Annotated in this window: 12 protein-coding genes; 10 read left to right on the plus strand and 2 right to left on the minus strand. The window is 73.9% G+C overall.

Annotation, left to right across the window (positions count from 1 at the left end; genetic code table 11):
* Window positions 1–68 precede the first annotated feature (68 nt).
* The 7 genes from ACFQTY_RS10965 to ACFQTY_RS10995 all read left to right on the plus strand — a co-directional run bounded on the left by ACFQTY_RS10965 (window position 69) and on the right by ACFQTY_RS10995 (window position 8,768).
* On the plus strand, window positions 69–755 hold the full coding sequence (locus ACFQTY_RS10965) for an NINE protein (RefSeq protein ID WP_378100291.1): 687 nt from the start codon (window positions 69–71) through the stop codon (window positions 753–755).
* 114 nt (window positions 756–869) lie between these two features.
* Window positions 870–2,666 carry a methionine--tRNA ligase gene (metG, locus tag ACFQTY_RS10970; RefSeq protein ID WP_291763479.1) on the plus strand — a complete coding sequence of 599 codons (1,797 nt, stop codon included), beginning with the start codon at window positions 870–872 and terminating at the stop codon, window positions 2,664–2,666.
* Window positions 2,666–3,652, plus strand: coding sequence for a TatD family hydrolase (locus tag ACFQTY_RS10975; protein WP_378100294.1), 987 nt, complete (start codon window positions 2,666–2,668; stop codon window positions 3,650–3,652). The genes metG and ACFQTY_RS10975 overlap by 1 nt, the downstream gene beginning before the upstream one ends.
* 172 nt (window positions 3,653–3,824) lie before the next feature.
* Entirely contained in the window at window positions 3,825–5,018 is a 1,194-nt protein-coding gene (locus tag ACFQTY_RS10980) for a ubiquitin-like domain-containing protein (protein WP_378100296.1), read from the plus strand.
* A 336-nt stretch (window positions 5,019–5,354) separates the two neighbouring features.
* A complete protein-coding gene (locus ACFQTY_RS10985) occupies window positions 5,355–6,599 on the plus strand; it encodes a transglycosylase family protein (protein ID WP_378100298.1) in 1,245 nt (414 codons plus the stop codon).
* Window positions 6,600–6,867: 268 nt separating this feature from the next.
* The gene (locus ACFQTY_RS10990) at window positions 6,868–7,833 is read left to right on the plus strand and encodes a ribosomal RNA small subunit methyltransferase A (protein WP_378100299.1); all 966 of its coding nucleotides are present in this window, start codon (window positions 6,868–6,870) and stop codon (window positions 7,831–7,833) included.
* Window positions 7,830–8,768, plus strand: coding sequence for a 4-(cytidine 5'-diphospho)-2-C-methyl-D-erythritol kinase (locus ACFQTY_RS10995; RefSeq protein WP_378100301.1), 939 nt, complete (start codon window positions 7,830–7,832; stop codon window positions 8,766–8,768). Before ACFQTY_RS10990 ends, ACFQTY_RS10995 begins: the two co-directional genes overlap by 4 nt.
* 101 nt (window positions 8,769–8,869) lie before the next feature.
* On the opposite strand, the gene ACFQTY_RS11000 is transcribed toward ACFQTY_RS10995, so the two are convergent.
* Entirely contained in the window at window positions 8,870–10,303 is a 1,434-nt protein-coding gene (locus ACFQTY_RS11000) for a cation:dicarboxylate symporter family transporter (RefSeq protein WP_378100303.1), read from the minus strand.
* A 117-nt stretch (window positions 10,304–10,420) separates the two neighbouring features.
* Here ACFQTY_RS11000 and ACFQTY_RS11005 point away from each other — a divergent pair, with 117 nt between their 5' ends.
* From ACFQTY_RS11005 to ACFQTY_RS11015, 3 genes are all read left to right on the plus strand, one after another.
* Window positions 10,421–12,061, plus strand: coding sequence for an ATP-binding protein (locus ACFQTY_RS11005; protein ID WP_378100305.1), 1,641 nt, complete (start codon window positions 10,421–10,423; stop codon window positions 12,059–12,061).
* Entirely contained in the window at window positions 12,058–12,750 is a 693-nt protein-coding gene (locus ACFQTY_RS11010) for a response regulator (protein ID WP_378100307.1), read from the plus strand. The genes ACFQTY_RS11005 and ACFQTY_RS11010 overlap by 4 nt, the downstream gene beginning before the upstream one ends.
* Before the next feature lie 66 nt (window positions 12,751–12,816).
* Complete coding sequence (locus ACFQTY_RS11015; protein ID WP_378100309.1) at window positions 12,817–14,619, plus strand: ABC-F family ATP-binding cassette domain-containing protein; 1,803 nt, start codon at window positions 12,817–12,819, stop codon at window positions 14,617–14,619.
* 78 nt (window positions 14,620–14,697) lie between these two features.
* On the opposite strand, the gene ACFQTY_RS11020 is transcribed toward ACFQTY_RS11015, so the two are convergent.
* Window positions 14,698–15,177 (minus strand): MarR family winged helix-turn-helix transcriptional regulator, encoded by a 480-nt coding sequence (locus ACFQTY_RS11020; protein ID WP_378100725.1) that lies wholly within the window; start codon window positions 15,175–15,177, stop codon window positions 14,698–14,700.
* Window positions 15,178–15,225: the final 48 nt, after the last annotated feature.

Here is a 15,225-nt window from a genome sequence, read left to right on the forward strand (position 1 = left end):
GCGGACACGACGGATATCGCCCGCGCAAACCCTGATCAGGGTGCCCTTCCCACCACTAGCGTGGCGCCGTGTCCAACGACCACACCGCTCCCGACGGCGAGCAGGTTCCCGCGTCCCCGTCCCCCTACACGCCGCCGACCGGTGGTCAGCCCGCCTACGGCCAGCCCCCGGCCTACGGCGAGCAGCCGGCCTACGGTCAGCAGCCCGCGTACGGCCAGCAGCCGGCCTACGGCCAGCCCCCGGCCTACGGTGAGCAGCCGGCCTACGGTCAGCAGCCCGCCTACGGTCAGCCGCCGGCCTACGGCGACCCCCGGTTCAGCCAGCCCGGCTACGGCCAGCCCGCCTATGGACAGCCCGCCTACGCGCAGCAGCCCTACGGGTACGCGGCGGAGTCGAACAAGTCGTTCGTCGCCACGTGGCTGCTGGCGTACTTCCTCGGCTGGCTCGGCATCGACCGCTTCTACCTGGGCAAGGTCGGCACGGGCATCCTCAAGCTGATCACGCTCGGCGGCATCGGCATCTGGTGGCTCGTCGACCTGATCCTGGTGCTGGCCGGCATCACCAAGGACAAGCAGGGCCTGCCGCTTCGCGGCTACCAGCAGAACAAGAAGGTCGCCTGGATCGTGACGGCGGTCCTCATCGTGCTCGGCTCGCTGTCCTCGGCGCTCCAGCGCAACGCGCCGCACGACATCACGCCCAACGCCGCACCGGTCTCCGTCGTGGTCGTCACCGAGGCCCGCACGCCTCTCGTCTGACGCTCGACGGCTCCGGGCGGACCTTCGTCCGGCACCTGTCACCGACGCCCCGGCGCCCGGCCCACCTGCGGTCGGACGCCGGGGCGTCGCACGTCGCCACCTAGGATCGTCGCCATGGCCCGCATCCTCTCGGCCGTCGCGTGGCCCTACGCGAACGGCCCCCGCCACATCGGACATGTCGCCGGGTTCGGCGTCCCCTCGGACGTCTACAGCCGCTACATGCGCATGGCGGGCCACGACGTGCTGATGGTCTCCGGCACGGACGAGCACGGGACGCCGATCCTGGTGCAGGCCGAGCAGGAGGGCGTCACGCCGCAGGCCCTCGCGGACCGCTACAACCGGGTGATCGTCGAGGACCTGACCGCGCTCGGCCTGACGTACGACCTGTTCACCCGCACCACCACCCGCAACCACTACGCGGTGGTGCAGGAGATGTTCCGCACGGTGCACCGCAACGGCTACATGGTGGAGCGCACCACGCTCGGCGCCGTCTCCCCGAGCACGGGCCGCACGCTGCCGGACCGCTACATCGAGGGCACCTGCCCCATCTGCGGCTACGACGGTGCGCGCGGCGACCAGTGCGACAACTGCGGCAACCAGCTCGACGCGATCGACCTGATCAACCCGCACAGCCGGATCAACGGCGAGAAGCCGCAGTTCGTCGAGTCCAGCCACTTCTTCCTCGACCTGCCGGCGTTCGTCGACGCGCTGGGCGACTGGCTGCGCACCCGCACCGAGTGGCGGCCCAACGTGCTGAAGTTCTCCCTCAACCTGCTCGACGACGTGCGCCCGCGCGCCATGACGCGGGACATCGACTGGGGCATCCCGGTTCCGCTGCCCGGGTGGGAGGACAACCCGAACAAGCGCCTGTACGTGTGGTTCGACGCGGTGATCGGGTACCTGTCGGCGTCCATCGAGTGGGCGCGCCGCACCGGCGACCCGGAGGCGTGGCGCGGCTGGTGGACCGACCCGGCCGCTCAGTCGGCCTACTTCATGGGCAAGGACAACATCACCTTCCACTCCCAGATCTGGCCGGCGGAGCTGCTCGGCTACGCCGGGAAGGGCTCGCACGGGGGAGCGCCCGGGCCGTACGGGGACCTGGACCTGCCCACCGAGGTGGTGTCCAGCGAGTACCTCAACGTCGACGGCCAGCAGTTCTCGAGCTCGCGCGGCGTGGTGATCTACGTGCGCGACATGCTGTCCCGCTACCAGCCGGACGCGCTGCGGTACTACCTGTCGATCGCCGGCCCGGAGACGCAGGACGTCGACTTCACGTGGGCCGAGTTCAAGCGGCGCACCAACGACGAGCTCGTCGCGGGCTGGGGCAACCTGGTGAACCGCACGGCGAGCATGGTGAACAAGAGCTTCGGGGCGATCCCCACGCCGGGAGCCCTGCAGCCGGTCGACCAGGCGCTGCTCGCGCAGACGAGCGAGGCGTTCGGCCGCATCGGCGAGCTGATCGCCACGCACCGGCACCGCGCGGCGCTGGGCGAGACGATGCGGGTGGTGCAGGAGGCCAACCGGTACGTCTCCGAGACGGAGCCGTGGAAGCTGAAGACGGACCCGGAGCGGCTGGCCACCGTGCTGCACACCACCACCCAGGCGGTCACCGACCTGAACACGCTGCTGTCGCCGTTCCTGCCGTTCTCGGCGCAGGCGGTGCACGAGACCTTCGGTGGGACCGGCACCGTCGCGCCGCAGCCGCGGATCGACGAGGTGACCGACCTGGACGACGAGTCGCGGCAGTACCCGGTGATCACGGGCGACTACCGGCTCGGGGAGACGCTCGCCGCCTGGGCGTCCCGTCCGGTGGTGCCGGGCACGCCCGTCGGCAAGCCGACCCCGGTGTTCACCAAGCTCGACGACTCGATCGTCGAGGAGGAGATCGCCCGCGCCCAGCGCGGCGCCTGATGGGTCGCAACCGGGGCCGGGACCGCGGCTGGCCGCCGGTCCCGGAGCCGCTGGCCGTGCCGGTGGTGGACAACCACACCCACCTGGAGTCGGTGCTGCAGGTGCGGGCGGACGGGTGGGACCGGCCCGGCGAGGCGGCCGACGACCGCTCCGGGCGGTCCGTCCCGCCGGCGGCCGGATCGGCACCCGTCGTGCCCGACCTCGCCGGCCACCTGGCGCGGGCCGCCGGCGTGGGGGTGACCCGCATCGTGCAGGTGGGCTGCGACCTGGACGCGGTCGGCTGGACCGACGCGGTGGTGCGCACGCATCCCCAGCTGCTCGGCGCGGTCGCGATCCACCCCAACGAGGCCGTGCTGCACGCCGGCGTCCGCGAGGTCGCACCGGACGGTCTCGACCCGGACCCGCAGGCGCGGCACGACGTGCCGCTCGACGAGGCCCTGGCGACCGTGGCGCGCGTCGCCCGCGACAACCCCCGGGTGCGGGCGATCGGCGAGACGGGCCTCGACTTCTTCCGCGCCGGACCGGCCGGCCGGGAGGTCCAGCTGCAGGCGTTCCGCGCCCACGTCGCGCTGGCCAAGGAGCTCGGTCTGGCCCTGCAGATCCACGACCGGGACGCGCACGACGAGGTGGTGGACGTCCTGCTGCGGGACGGCGCGCCGGAACGCACCGTCTTCCACTGCTTCTCGGGCGATGCCGCGCTGGCCCGGCTCGCCGTCGAGCACGGCTGGTACTGCTCCTTCGCCGGACCGGTCTCGTTCCCCGCCAACGAGGAGCTGCGGGCGGCGGCCCGCGAGGTGCCGACCAGCCTGATGCTGGTCGAGACGGATGCGCCGTACCTGACGGTGCAGCCGCACCGCGGGCGCCCGAACGCGCCGTACCTGCTGCCGGGCACCGTCCGTGCGCTGGCCACAGCCACGGGCAGGGACCTCGGTCCGTTGTGCGCGGGACTGACCGCCACGGCGGAGGCCGTCTACGGCCCCTGGTGACGCACGCGGGGTTTCGAATCACGTCACGGATCGGTTACGGTCGGACGCGTGTCCGGCTCGGTCGGCGCTCCAGGTGGGCGTCGCGGGTGCCGATGACATCCAGACGAAACCGAGCCAGGGTGCGGTGCTTCGGCACCGCGCTCGTCCGGTCCGCCCGACGTAAGGACACCGTGTGAGTCACCCCGGCGAGGACCGCGCGACGACGCGCGGGGCCGCCGGACGGCTGCCACGGCTCGCGGCGCAGGGCCTTGTCCTCGCGCTCGTCGCCGGTGCGACGTCCGCCTTCGCCGTGCTGCACAAGCAGGTGACGGTCGACGTGGACGGGACCTCGACCCAGGTGCAGGCGTTCGGCCGCACGGTGGGCGACATCCTCGGTGCGCAGCACGTGACCGTCGGCGACAAGGACCTGGTGGCCCCGGCGCTGGACGAGCCGGTGGCGCAGGGTGCGCAGATCGTGGTGCGGCACGGGCACCCGCTCGACCTCGAGATCGACGGGCAGCAGCAGGAGGTGTGGACCACGGCGCTCACGGTCGGCGAGGCGGTCGACGCGATGGGCCTGCACGAGGGCGTGCGGCTGTCCGCGTCCCGGTCGTCGACCCTCGGCCGCGAGCCGCTGCGGGTGTCCACCCAGAAGACCATCCACCTGGCGGTCGACGGTCAGGTGATCGACGGCGTCACCACCGCTGGCACCGTCCGCGACGCGCTCAAGGACATCGGCCTGGTGCTCAACGAGGGCGACCAGCTGTCGGTCCCGCTGGACGCGGCCGCCGTGGACGGGCTCGTGGTGATGGTGAACCGCGCCGCGAGCGCCGGCCAGACGGTCGTCGAGGCGGTGCCGTTCGACGAGCAGGATGTCGACGACCCGACGCTGGTGACCGGCACCCGCAAGGTGCAGACCGCCGGACGTGCCGGGGTGCGCACCACGACGTACCAGGTGGACGTCGTGGGCGGCGTCGTCGTGTCCCGCACGCCGCTCGCCTCCGTCGTCACGAGGGCGCCGGTGACCCAGGTGGTCCGGGTCGGCACCATGCAGCTGCCGAGCGGCTCGGCGGTCGCCGTCGACCCGGGCAGCGCGCAGGCCATCGGCCAGCAGCTCGCGGCCGCCCGCGGCTGGGGCGCGGACCAGTTCGCCTGCCTGCTGCCGCTCTGGAACCGCGAGAGCCACTGGAACGTGTCCGCGCAGAACAGCGGCTCGGGCGCCTACGGCATCCCGCAGGCCCTGCCCGGCTCCAAGATGGCGAGCGCAGGCGCCGACTGGCAGACCAACCCGGCAACCCAGATCACCTGGGGCCTGGGCTACATCGCGGGGCGGTACGGCACGCCGTGCGCGGCCTACTCGCACAGCCTGTCGACCGGCTGGTACTGAGTCCCGGCACCGGGGCGGACCTCGACCGGACGGTCCCGACGGCCCGCGACGAGCCTCTTGGGCGCGCGTCCAAGAACGTGACCTGAGGCACATCCGACCCCACAGGGCTTGGCAGATCCGTCACGCTTCGGTTACGGTCGCGTGTCGCGCTTGCGAGACAGAACCCGATGTGCTGGGTCTCGCGGCGCGATCGGAGGCTCCTGACCGGGGCCGCCGTGACGGCCGGATCGGAGTCCGGGACCGACACAGGGCCCCGCGGGGCCCGCAGCAGTGCCCCGCCGCGAGGCGAGCCTGCCTGCACGTCGTCGGGCGCCCACACGGGCGCACCCCGCACCCGTGCCCGGGCACCTCGACGTCTGGAGCGACGTGCAGTTCTCGACCCTCACCCCCGGTCCGTCCACGGACTCCCCGCTGGCTGCATCCCACGCCGCAGACCCGAAGGACCGGAGGTGGTGGCGTCGTGCGCGCACCGTCCCGGTGGTCGCCGCGACGATCGGTCTGGTGGTCCTCGGCGGAGGTGGCACGGCCTACGCCTCGGCGCACAAGTCCGTGACCCTCGACGTCGACGGCAACGTCCAGAAGGTGTCCACGTTCGCGGGGTCGGTGCAGGGTCTCCTCGCCGCGCGTCATGTCGCGGTCGGTGCCCGGGACCTCGTGTCCGCGACCGGTGCGCTCGGCGACGGCCAGCAGGTGGTCGTCCGGCACGCCCACCAGGTCACCGTCTCGGAGAACGGCACGCAGAAGACGGTGTGGACCACCGCGCTGACGGCCGACGAGGCGCTGGCGGACCTCAGCGCGCGCGGTGCCGTGATCAGCCTGGTCGCGTCGCGCTCGCAGGAGGGCGGCCGTCCCGAGCTGCCGCTGGACCTGACGCTGCACGGCCCCGCCGACGTGGTCGTGGACGGTGCGACCAAGCCGGTGCAGGACGCGACGATCTCCGTCGGTGACGCCCTCACGCAGCTCGGCGTCACGCTGAACCCCCTCGACACGGTGGAGGTCAAGCGGAGCGACGCCGGTCGCGTGCAGGTGGTGGTGCACCGGGTGGTGGTGCAGGACGTGACCACGACGAGCGAGGAGCCGTTCACCTCGAGCACGGTGAACGACCCGACCCAGTACACCGGCAAGCGGACCGTCACCACGGCCGGCGTGGTCGGCGTGCGGACGATCGTCGACCGCGTGACCACCGTGGACGGCGTGGAGACGGCCCGTGAGCACGTGTCGAACGACGTCACCCAGGCCCCGGTGAACGAGGTCGTGGCGGTCGGCACCAAGGCCAAGCCCGTCGCCGCCCCGAAGCCCGCCGCCCCGGCGTCGGCACCGGCCGCGGCGAGCGCCACGTCCGGCTCGCTGAACTGGGCCGCGCTCGCGCAGTGCGAGTCCGGCGGTCGCGTCGACGCCGTGTCGTCGAACGGCATGTACTACGGCCTCTACCAGTTCTCGGTGTCGACGTGGCGGGCGATGGGCGGCTCCGGCCTCCCGTCGCAGGCGTCCGCGGCCGAGCAGACGGCGCGCGCCCAGGCGCTGTACGACCGGTCCGGTGCCGGTCAGTGGCCCGTGTGCGGCAAGAACCTGTTCAGCTGACCTTTCGGCCGAGCCCGTCAGGGGCCGGTGCGCCGAGCGGTCGCTGACCGTCCGGAGCCACCCGGCACCGCGCATCACCTACCGGCCACCGTCCTGCGCCCCGAGCGCGGACGGTGGCCGGTGGCGTGCTCGGGGCGCGACGGGCGGTGGCCCGCTTGCGACGCGTGCGGGCCGCCGCCGACGGCCGGCGACCGGCGGCGACGGGCTGCGACGGGCGGGAACGGGCTCCCGACAGGCTGTCGGCGGGCGCGCCGTTAGGCTCGCAGCCGTGCACACCGGCCCCCTGCTCGGACCAGCGGAGATCCGTGAGCTGGCGGACCAGGCCGGTGTGCGGCCCACCAAGACGCTGGGGCAGAACTTCGTCCTCGACGGTGGCACCGTCCGCAAGATCGTCCGCCAGGCCGACGTGGTCGCCGGTCAGCGGGTGGTCGAGGTGGGCCCCGGCCTCGGCTCGCTGACGCTCGGGCTGCTCGAGGCGGGTGCCGACGTGATCGCCGTCGAGATCGACCCCGTCCTGGCGCGGCTGCTGCCGAGCACCGTCGCGCGGCACGTGCCCGGCCTGAGCCTCGCGGAGCCGGAGCCGGCTACGGAGCCGGCCGCGGACCGGGGCGCGCCCGTCACCGTCCTGCGCGACGCCGCCGGCCGCGACCGGCTCACGGTCGTCACTGCGGACGCCCTGCGGGTGGAGCAGCTGCCGGGCCCGGCACCGACCGCCCTGGTCGCCAACCTGCCGTACAACGTCTCGGTGCCCGTGCTGCTGACGTTCCTCGAGCGGTTCGACAGCCTGCAGCGGGCGCTGGTGATGGTGCAGGCCGAGGTGGCCGACCGGCTGGCGGCACCGCCGGGGAGTCGCACGTACGGCGTCCCGTCGGCCAAGGTCGCCTGGTACGCGACCGCCCGGCGCACCGCGACGGTCGGCCGCGCCGTGTTCTGGCCGGTGCCGAACGTCGACTCGGCGCTGGTCCGCCTCGACCGCCGCAGCGCCCCGCCGGCCGCCGTCGACCGCTCCGCCGTCTTCACCGTGGTCGATGCCGCCTTCGCCCAGCGACGCAAGATGCTGCGGTCCGCCCTGGCCGGCCTCGCGGGCTCGTCGTCCGCCGCCGAGGTGGTGCTGACCGCCGCCGGCGTGGCGCCGACCGCCCGCGGTGAGGACGTCGACATCGCCGGCTTCTCCCGGATCGCCGCCCGGCTCGTCGAGGCAGCACCCGGCGGACCTGGCACAGTGGGCACGTGACCTTGACCCCCGTGGACCCGCTGCCCTCGCGCGAGGTCCGGGTCCGGGCGCCGGGGAAGGTCAACCTCTCGCTCCGCGTCGGACCACGGGACCAGACCGGCTACCACCCGCTCGTCACGGTGTTCCAGGCGGTCTCCGTGTACGAGGAGGTCGTCGCGGTCCCGGCGGACGGCATCGTGATCACCGCGTCGGGGCTGCAGGCCGAGGCGGTTCCGACGGACGCCTCGAACCTCGCGGCGAAGGCGGCACGGCTGCTGGCCGAGCGGGTCGGCGTGACCGACGGGGTGCACCTGCACCTGGTCAAGGGCGTGCCGGTGGCCGGGGGCATGGCGGGCGGCTCGGCGGATGCGGCCGCCGCGCTGATGGCGTGCGACGCCCTGTGGGGCACCGGCCTCGGCCGCGACGAGCTGCTGGACCTCGCGGCCCAGCTCGGGTCGGACGTGCCGTTCGTGCTGACCGGCCACACCGCCGTGGGCTCCGGTCGCGGCCACCTGCTCACCCCGGCGATGAGCCGCGGCGAGTTCCACTGGGCGTTCGCCGTCCGGGACCGCGGGCTGTCGACGCCGGAGGTGTTCGCGGCGTTCGACGAGCTGAACCGCGGCGTGCCGCACGCCGCCGACGCCGCGGCTGACGTGCCCCTGATGCAGGCGCTGCGGGCCGGCGACCCGGCGGCGCTGGGCGCCGCGCTGCACAACGACCTCGAGCCGGCGGCGCTGGAGCTCGCGCCCGACCTGGCGGAGCCGCTCGCGGTGGCGCAGGACGCCGGCGCGCTGGGTGTCGTGGTGTCCGGCTCCGGCCCGACGGTGGCGGCCCTGGCCCGCAGCCGGCAGCACGCGCTGGTGATCGCGGCGGCGTTCACGGCCGCCGGGGTGGCCGACCGGGTGCTGACGGCGCTCGGGCCCGTGCCGGGCGCCCGGGTGGTCGGCTCCGAGTAGGCGGCTCCGAGCGGGCGGGGACGCGCTGGGACCGGTCGCCGAGCGGACTCGAAGGACCGGCGCCGGGGGTCGACGCCGGTCCTTCGATGCCATGCGCTCGGTCAGACGCTCGCGGCCGCCACCGGCTGGGCCCCAGGGGCGTGGGCCTCGGCCGCCGGCTCGGCCCAGGCGCCACCCTCGAGCTCGCTGCCGGTGGCGAACGCGGCCTCGTCGAACGGGTCGCGACCGCTGAGCACCCGCTCGGCCTGCACCTTGTCGAACTCACCCGTCCAGCTGCCGACCACGACCGTCGCGACGGCGTTGCCGGCGAAGTTGGTCACCGCACGGGCCTCGCTCATGAACCGGTCGATGCCGACGATCATGCCGACGCCGTCGACCAGGTCGGGCCGGTAGGACTGCAGGCCGCCGGCGAGCGTGGCCAGACCGGCACCGGAGACGCCCGCGGCCCCCTTGGACGCGATGATCATGAACACCAGGAGCGAGATCTGCTCGCCGAGGGCGAACGGCTTGTGCAGCGCCTCGGCGACGAACAGCGACGCCATCGTCAGGTAGATCGCCGTGCCGTCCAGGTTGAAGGAGTAGCCGGTCGGCACCACGACGCCGACCACGGGGCGGGAGACGCCGAGGTGCTCCATCTTGCCGATCAGCCGCGGCAGCGCGCTCTCGGAGGAGGACGTGGAGACGATGATGAGGAACTCCCGGCCGAGGTACTTCAGCAGCCGCAGGATCGAGACGCCGGCGACGACGCGCAGGATCGTGCCGAGCACGACGAGCACGAACAGCGCGCAGGTCACGTAGAAGCCCAGCATGACCTTGCCGAGGCTGAGCAGGGCGTTGACGCCGGTGGCGCCGACGACGGCGGCGATCGCGCCGAACGCGCCGACCGGGGCGACCCACATGATCATCGCCAAGACCTTGAAGACGACCTTCTGGATGCTGCTGAAGGCGTGCAGCACCGGCACGCCCCGCACGCCCATCGACTGCACGGCGAAGCCGACCAGCAGCGCCACGACGAGCGTCTGCAGCACCTGGCCCTCGGTCAGCGCCGAGATCAGCGTCTTGGGGATCAGGCCGAGCAGGAACTGGGTGGTGCTCTCACCCCCGGCTCCCGCCTGGGCCTGCCCTGCCTTGGCCACCGCCGGGGTCAGGTTCAGTCCGGCACCGGGCTTGACCAGGTTGCCCACCACGAGCCCGATCGCCAGGGCGAACGTCGACATCACCAGGAAGTAGCCGAGCGCGAGGCCGCCGACCTTGCCGACGCTCGCGGCCTTCCGGACCGAGCCGATCCCCGTGACGATCGTGACGAAGATGATCGGGGTGATCATCATCTTGATCAGGCTGACGAAGCCGGTGCCGAGCGGCTGGAGCTTGACCGCGAACCCGTCCTTCCCCGGGAACGCGAAGCCGACCGCGATGCCGAGCGCCACCGCGACGATCACGGCGAGGTAGAGGACGTGCGTCTTGTCGCGGGGCCGGCGGGTGCCGGAGCTGGTCGGGTCTGGGGTCGGTCGCGACGCTGCGACTGAGCTGGTCATCATGAACCTCCGGGGCTGGGGTCTGGTGCCCCGAGGTTCGTACGGATGGTGATGTGCGTCACGATTGCGTTCATTGCGTCTACGGCCGCACCGGCGCACGTGACGCACACTTTGCGCATGCGACGGCGCATGGACCCTCGACGGTGGAGCCTGGCGTGGCAGGTGTTCACGCTGCAGCTGGTGGTCGTGGCGGTCGTGCTGCTCGCCGGAGGGGCGGCGGCCTACCTGCAGGCCCGGCAGAGCAGCCAGGAGTCCACCCGGAGCCGCGTCCTCGCCGTCGCCCGGGCCGTCGCGGCATCCCCGGACGTGCGGGCCGCGCTGACGACCCCCGACCCGTCGACGGTCCTGCAGCCGCTGGCCGAGCAGGTCCGGCGCGACACCGCCACGGACTTCGTCGTGGTCATGGGCACCGACCGGACCCGCTACTCCCACCCCAACCCCAGCCTGATCGGCCAGCCGTTCATCGGGCACATCGACGCGGCGCTCGCCGGCGGCGTCGTCCTGGAGACCTACACCGGCACGCTCGGGCCCTCGGAACGTGCCGTCGTCCCGGTCCGGTCGGACGCCGGGACCGTCGTCGGGCTCGTCTCGGTCGGCGTCAGCCGCGGCACGGTCTCGCGGGCCCTCGCGCAGCAGGTGCCCCGGCTGCTCGGCGCGGGGGCGGTGGCGCTGAGCCTGGCGGCGTTCGGCGCCGTGCTGGTGGCGCGCCGGCTCCGTCGGCAGACCCACGGCCTCGGGCCCGCCGAGCTCGGGCGGATGTACGAGTTCTACGACGCCGTGCTGCACGCGGTCCGCGAGGGTCTCGTGCTGCTCGACCCGCACGGCCGGCTCGTCCTGGCCAACGACGAGGCGCGCCGGCTCCTGGACCTCGGCCCCGACTGGGAGGGCCGCCGCCTCGACGAGCTCGGGCTGCCCGCGCCGATGGCCGCGTCGCTGACCGGCGGGAGCACGGTCGAGGACGCGATCCAGCTGACCGCGAACCGGGTCCTCGTCGTCAACCGCGCGCCGGCACGCTGGAAGGGCCGTGAGCTCGGTGCCGTGGTCACGCTGCGCGACCACACCGATCTGCAGGCCCTGACCGGCGAGCTGAACTCGGCACGCGGCCTGGCGGAGGCGCTGCGCTCGCAGGCGCACGAGGCGGCGAACCGCCTGCACAGCGTGATCAGCCTGATCGAGCTGGGTCGCACGGACCAGGCGCTCGACTTCGCCACGGTGGAGCTCGCCGCGGCGCAGCGGCTGACCGACCTGGTCGTCGGAGCCGTCGACGAGCCCGTCCTGGCCGCACTGCTGCTCGGCAAGGCGGCCGAGGCCAACGAGCGGGGCGTCGAGCTCGAGGTGGACGCCGCGACCTCCGTGCCGGAAGGCCTGCTGCCGGCCCGCGACGTGGTCACGGTGGTCGGCAACCTGCTGGACAACGCGATCGATGCGGCAGCCTCGACGCCCGGGCCGCGCCGGGTGCGGTTCAGCGGCTGGGTGGAGGACGCGCGGACCGAGGGCGGCATCGAGAGCGTCGTCGTGCTGCAGGTCAGCGACACCGGTCCCGGGCTGAGCGACGAGACGGCCGCTCGCGCGTTCACCCGCGGCTGGTCCACCAAGACTGACCAGCGACTGGCGGGGCACGGGCTGGGCCTGGCGCTCGTCGGCCAGACGGCCCGCCGGAACAACGGCACGGTCGAGGTCCGCGGCACCGGCGAGCCGCCGTACCCGGGTGCCGTGTTCACGGTCCGGCTGCCCGTCGCCGTCGAGGTGGCGCGATGACCGACATCGGCGTGCTGATCGTGGAGGACGAGCCCGTCGCGGCCGAGGCGCACCGGACCTACGTCGAACGCGTCCCCGGCTTCGTGGTGCGCGGACTGGCGCACGACGGCGCCGCGGCGCTGCGCCTCCTGGCCTCCAGCGGCTCCGCGATCGACCTGGTGCTGCTCGACCTGCACCTGCCGCCGGGCCTCGACGGCCTCGACGTCGTGCGGGCGATGCGGAGCGCAGGGCATCGCGCGGACGTCATCGCCGTCACCTCGGCGCGCGACCTCGAGGTGGTGCGCGCGGCCGTCTCGCAGGGCGTCGTGCAGTACCTGCTGAAGCCCTTCACGTTCGCGGCGCTGCGGGACAAGCTCGAGCGCTACGCGGCGTACCGCGGCCGGCTGGTCGGGGACGTCGCGAGCGGGCAGCACGAGGTCGACGGGATCATCGCCACCCTGCGCGGGCACGACCCGTCGAGCCTGCCCAAGGGGATGAGCCGCGAGTCCCTCGACGCCGTGGTCGCGGTGCTCCGGTCGGCCATCGAGGCGCGCTCGTCGGCCGAGGTCGCCGGACAGGTCGGCGCATCCCGCGTGACCGCGCGGCGCTACCTCGAGCACCTGGCCGACGCGGGCCTCGTCGTGCGGCGTTCCCGGTACGGCAGTGCCGGGCGCCCCGAGGTCGAGTACCGCTGGGTGGGCGGCGCCTGATCGCTGCCGCCCGGGCCGGATCGGCCGGATCGGCCGAGACGCGGCGCCCGGGTACCGTGGCGCCCCGTGGCTCATCTGCTCGGCGCCGACCGCGTCGCACTCGCGCTCGGCACCCGGCGGGTGCTCGACGGCGTGTCCCTCGGCCTGGACGACGGCGCGCGGATCGGCGTCGTCGGCCCCAACGGCGCGGGCAAGTCCACCCTGCTGCGCGTCCTGGCGGGCACGCGGACGCCCGACGAGGGCCGGGTGACCCGCGCCGCCGGCGTGCGCGTGGCGATGCTCGACCAGCGCGACGACCTGGAGCACGGCACCGTCCTGGCGGCGGTGCACGGGGGTGCCGACACGCACAGCTGGGCGTCGGACCCCCGCATCCGCTCGGTGCACGCCGGCCTGCTGTCCGACGTCTCGCTCGAGGCGGACGTCGCCACCCTGTCCGGGGGTCAGCGCCGCCGGGTGGCGCTCGCGGCCCTCCTGGTGCGGGACGACGAGGTGCTGCTGCTCGACGAGCCCACCAACCACCTCGACGTCGAGGGGGTCGCGTGGCTGGCCGAGCACCTGGTGCAGCGGTTCGGCCGGGGCTCCGGCGCCCTCGTCGTCGTCACCCACGACCGCTGGTTCCTCGACGCCGTCACCACCCGGACCTGGGAGGTGCACGACGGCGTGGTCGACCCGTACGACGGTGGCTACGCCGCCTACGTCCTCGCCCGCGCCGAGCGCGCCCAGAACACCGCCACCGTCGAGGCCAAGCGCGCCAACCTGCTCCGCAAGGAGCTGGCCTGGCTGCGTCGCGGCGCACCGGCCCGCACGTCCAAGCCGAAGTTCAGGCTGGACGCCGCCGCCGTCCTGATCGCCGACGAGCCGCCGCCCCGCGACCGCCTCGAGCTGGCCCGCACCGCCACTGCGCGCCTCGGCAAGGACGTGCTCGACGTCGAGGACGTCTCGCTCGCGTTCGGCGACCACGTGCTGCTCGACGACGTCACGTGGCGGATCGGACCGGGGGACCGGTACGGCGTGGTCGGCGTGAACGGTGCGGGCAAGACGACGCTCCTCGGTCTGCTGTCCGGCCGCGTCACGCCCGACTCGGGCCGCATCCGCCGGGGGAAGACGGTCCGCGCCGTCGAGCTGCGCCAGGACATCGAGGACCTCGACACGATCGGCCACCTCACGGCGGTGCAGGTGGTGGAGTCCGAGCGCCGTCAGATCGTCGTGGGCGGCAAGGAGCTGACCGCCGCCCAGCTGGTGGAGCGCCTCGGCTTCCCGCGGGAACGTGCCCGCACGCTGGTGCGCGACCTGTCCGGCGGCGAGCGCCGACGCCTGCAGCTGCTGCGCCTGCTGGTCGGCGAGCCCAACGTGCTGCTCCTCGACGAGCCGACCAACGACCTGGACACCGACACGCTGGCGGCCCTGGAGGACCTGCTCGACGGCTTTCCGGGCACGCTGGTGGTCGTCTCCCACGACCGCTACCTGCTGGAGCGGGTGTGCGACCGACAGGTCGCCCTGCTCGGCGACGGCACGGTGCGGGACCTGCCGGGTGGGGTGGAGGAGTACCTGCGCCTGCGCCGGGCGACGATCGACGCGGCCGAGGCCGGTGATGCGGTCTCCACGCCCGCGGCGTCAGCGGGGACGGACGACGAGCCCGCGCCCGCGCCGTCCCAGGCAGACATCCGGGCGGCCCGCAAGGAGCTGGCCCGCATCGAACGACGCCTGTCCCGGATCGCGGTGCTCGAGAGCGAGCTGCACGAGAAGCTCGCGGCACAGGCCACCGACCACCAGGCGGTGCTGGCGCTCGACGCCGAGCTGCGGGTGCTGGCGGACGAGAAGGACGAGCTGGAGAACGCCTGGTTGGAGGCGTCCGAGACCGCCGGCTGACGACCCACGCTGAACCCCGGCCCGAGTGTCCGGGCCTGAGCGTCCCCGGCCCAGCGCCCGGCGCTCAGCGCCCCGGGATCAGGACGCGTCGAACGGTGCCACCACCGTGCGCAGCAGCTCGGCGAGCCGGTCCCGGTCCGGCTCCGGCAGGTCGCCGAGCAGCTCCCGCTCCACCGCCAGCAGGTCGGCCATCGCGTCGTCCACCGTCCGCAGCCCGGCCGGCGTCAGCTGCACCAGTACCCCGCGGCGGTCGTCGGGCGAGGGCAGCCGCTCCACCAGACCGTGCTCGGCGAGCCGGTCGATGCGGTTGGTCATGGTGCCGGAGGTGACCAGCGTCTGGGTGAGCAGCGCGCCGGGGGAGAGCCGGAACGGCGCACCCTCCCGGCGGAGGGCGGAGAGCACGTCGAACGCCCACGTCTCCAGCCCGTGCCGGGCGAACGCGCTGCGCCGGGCCAGGTCGAGGTGCCGCGCCAGCCGGCTGATCCGGGACAGGACCGTCAGGGGCGAGACGTCCAGGTCGGGCCGCTCCCGACGCCAGGCGGCGACGATGCGGTCCACCTCGTCGACCGCAGGTGCCGTCCCGCCCGCGCCGAGCTCCGCACGGGC

Origin of the sequence: Cellulomonas sp. T2.31MG-18 (genome assembly GCF_964266755.1) — a bacterium.
Classification (GTDB): domain Bacteria; phylum Actinomycetota; class Actinomycetes; order Actinomycetales; family Cellulomonadaceae; genus Cellulomonas.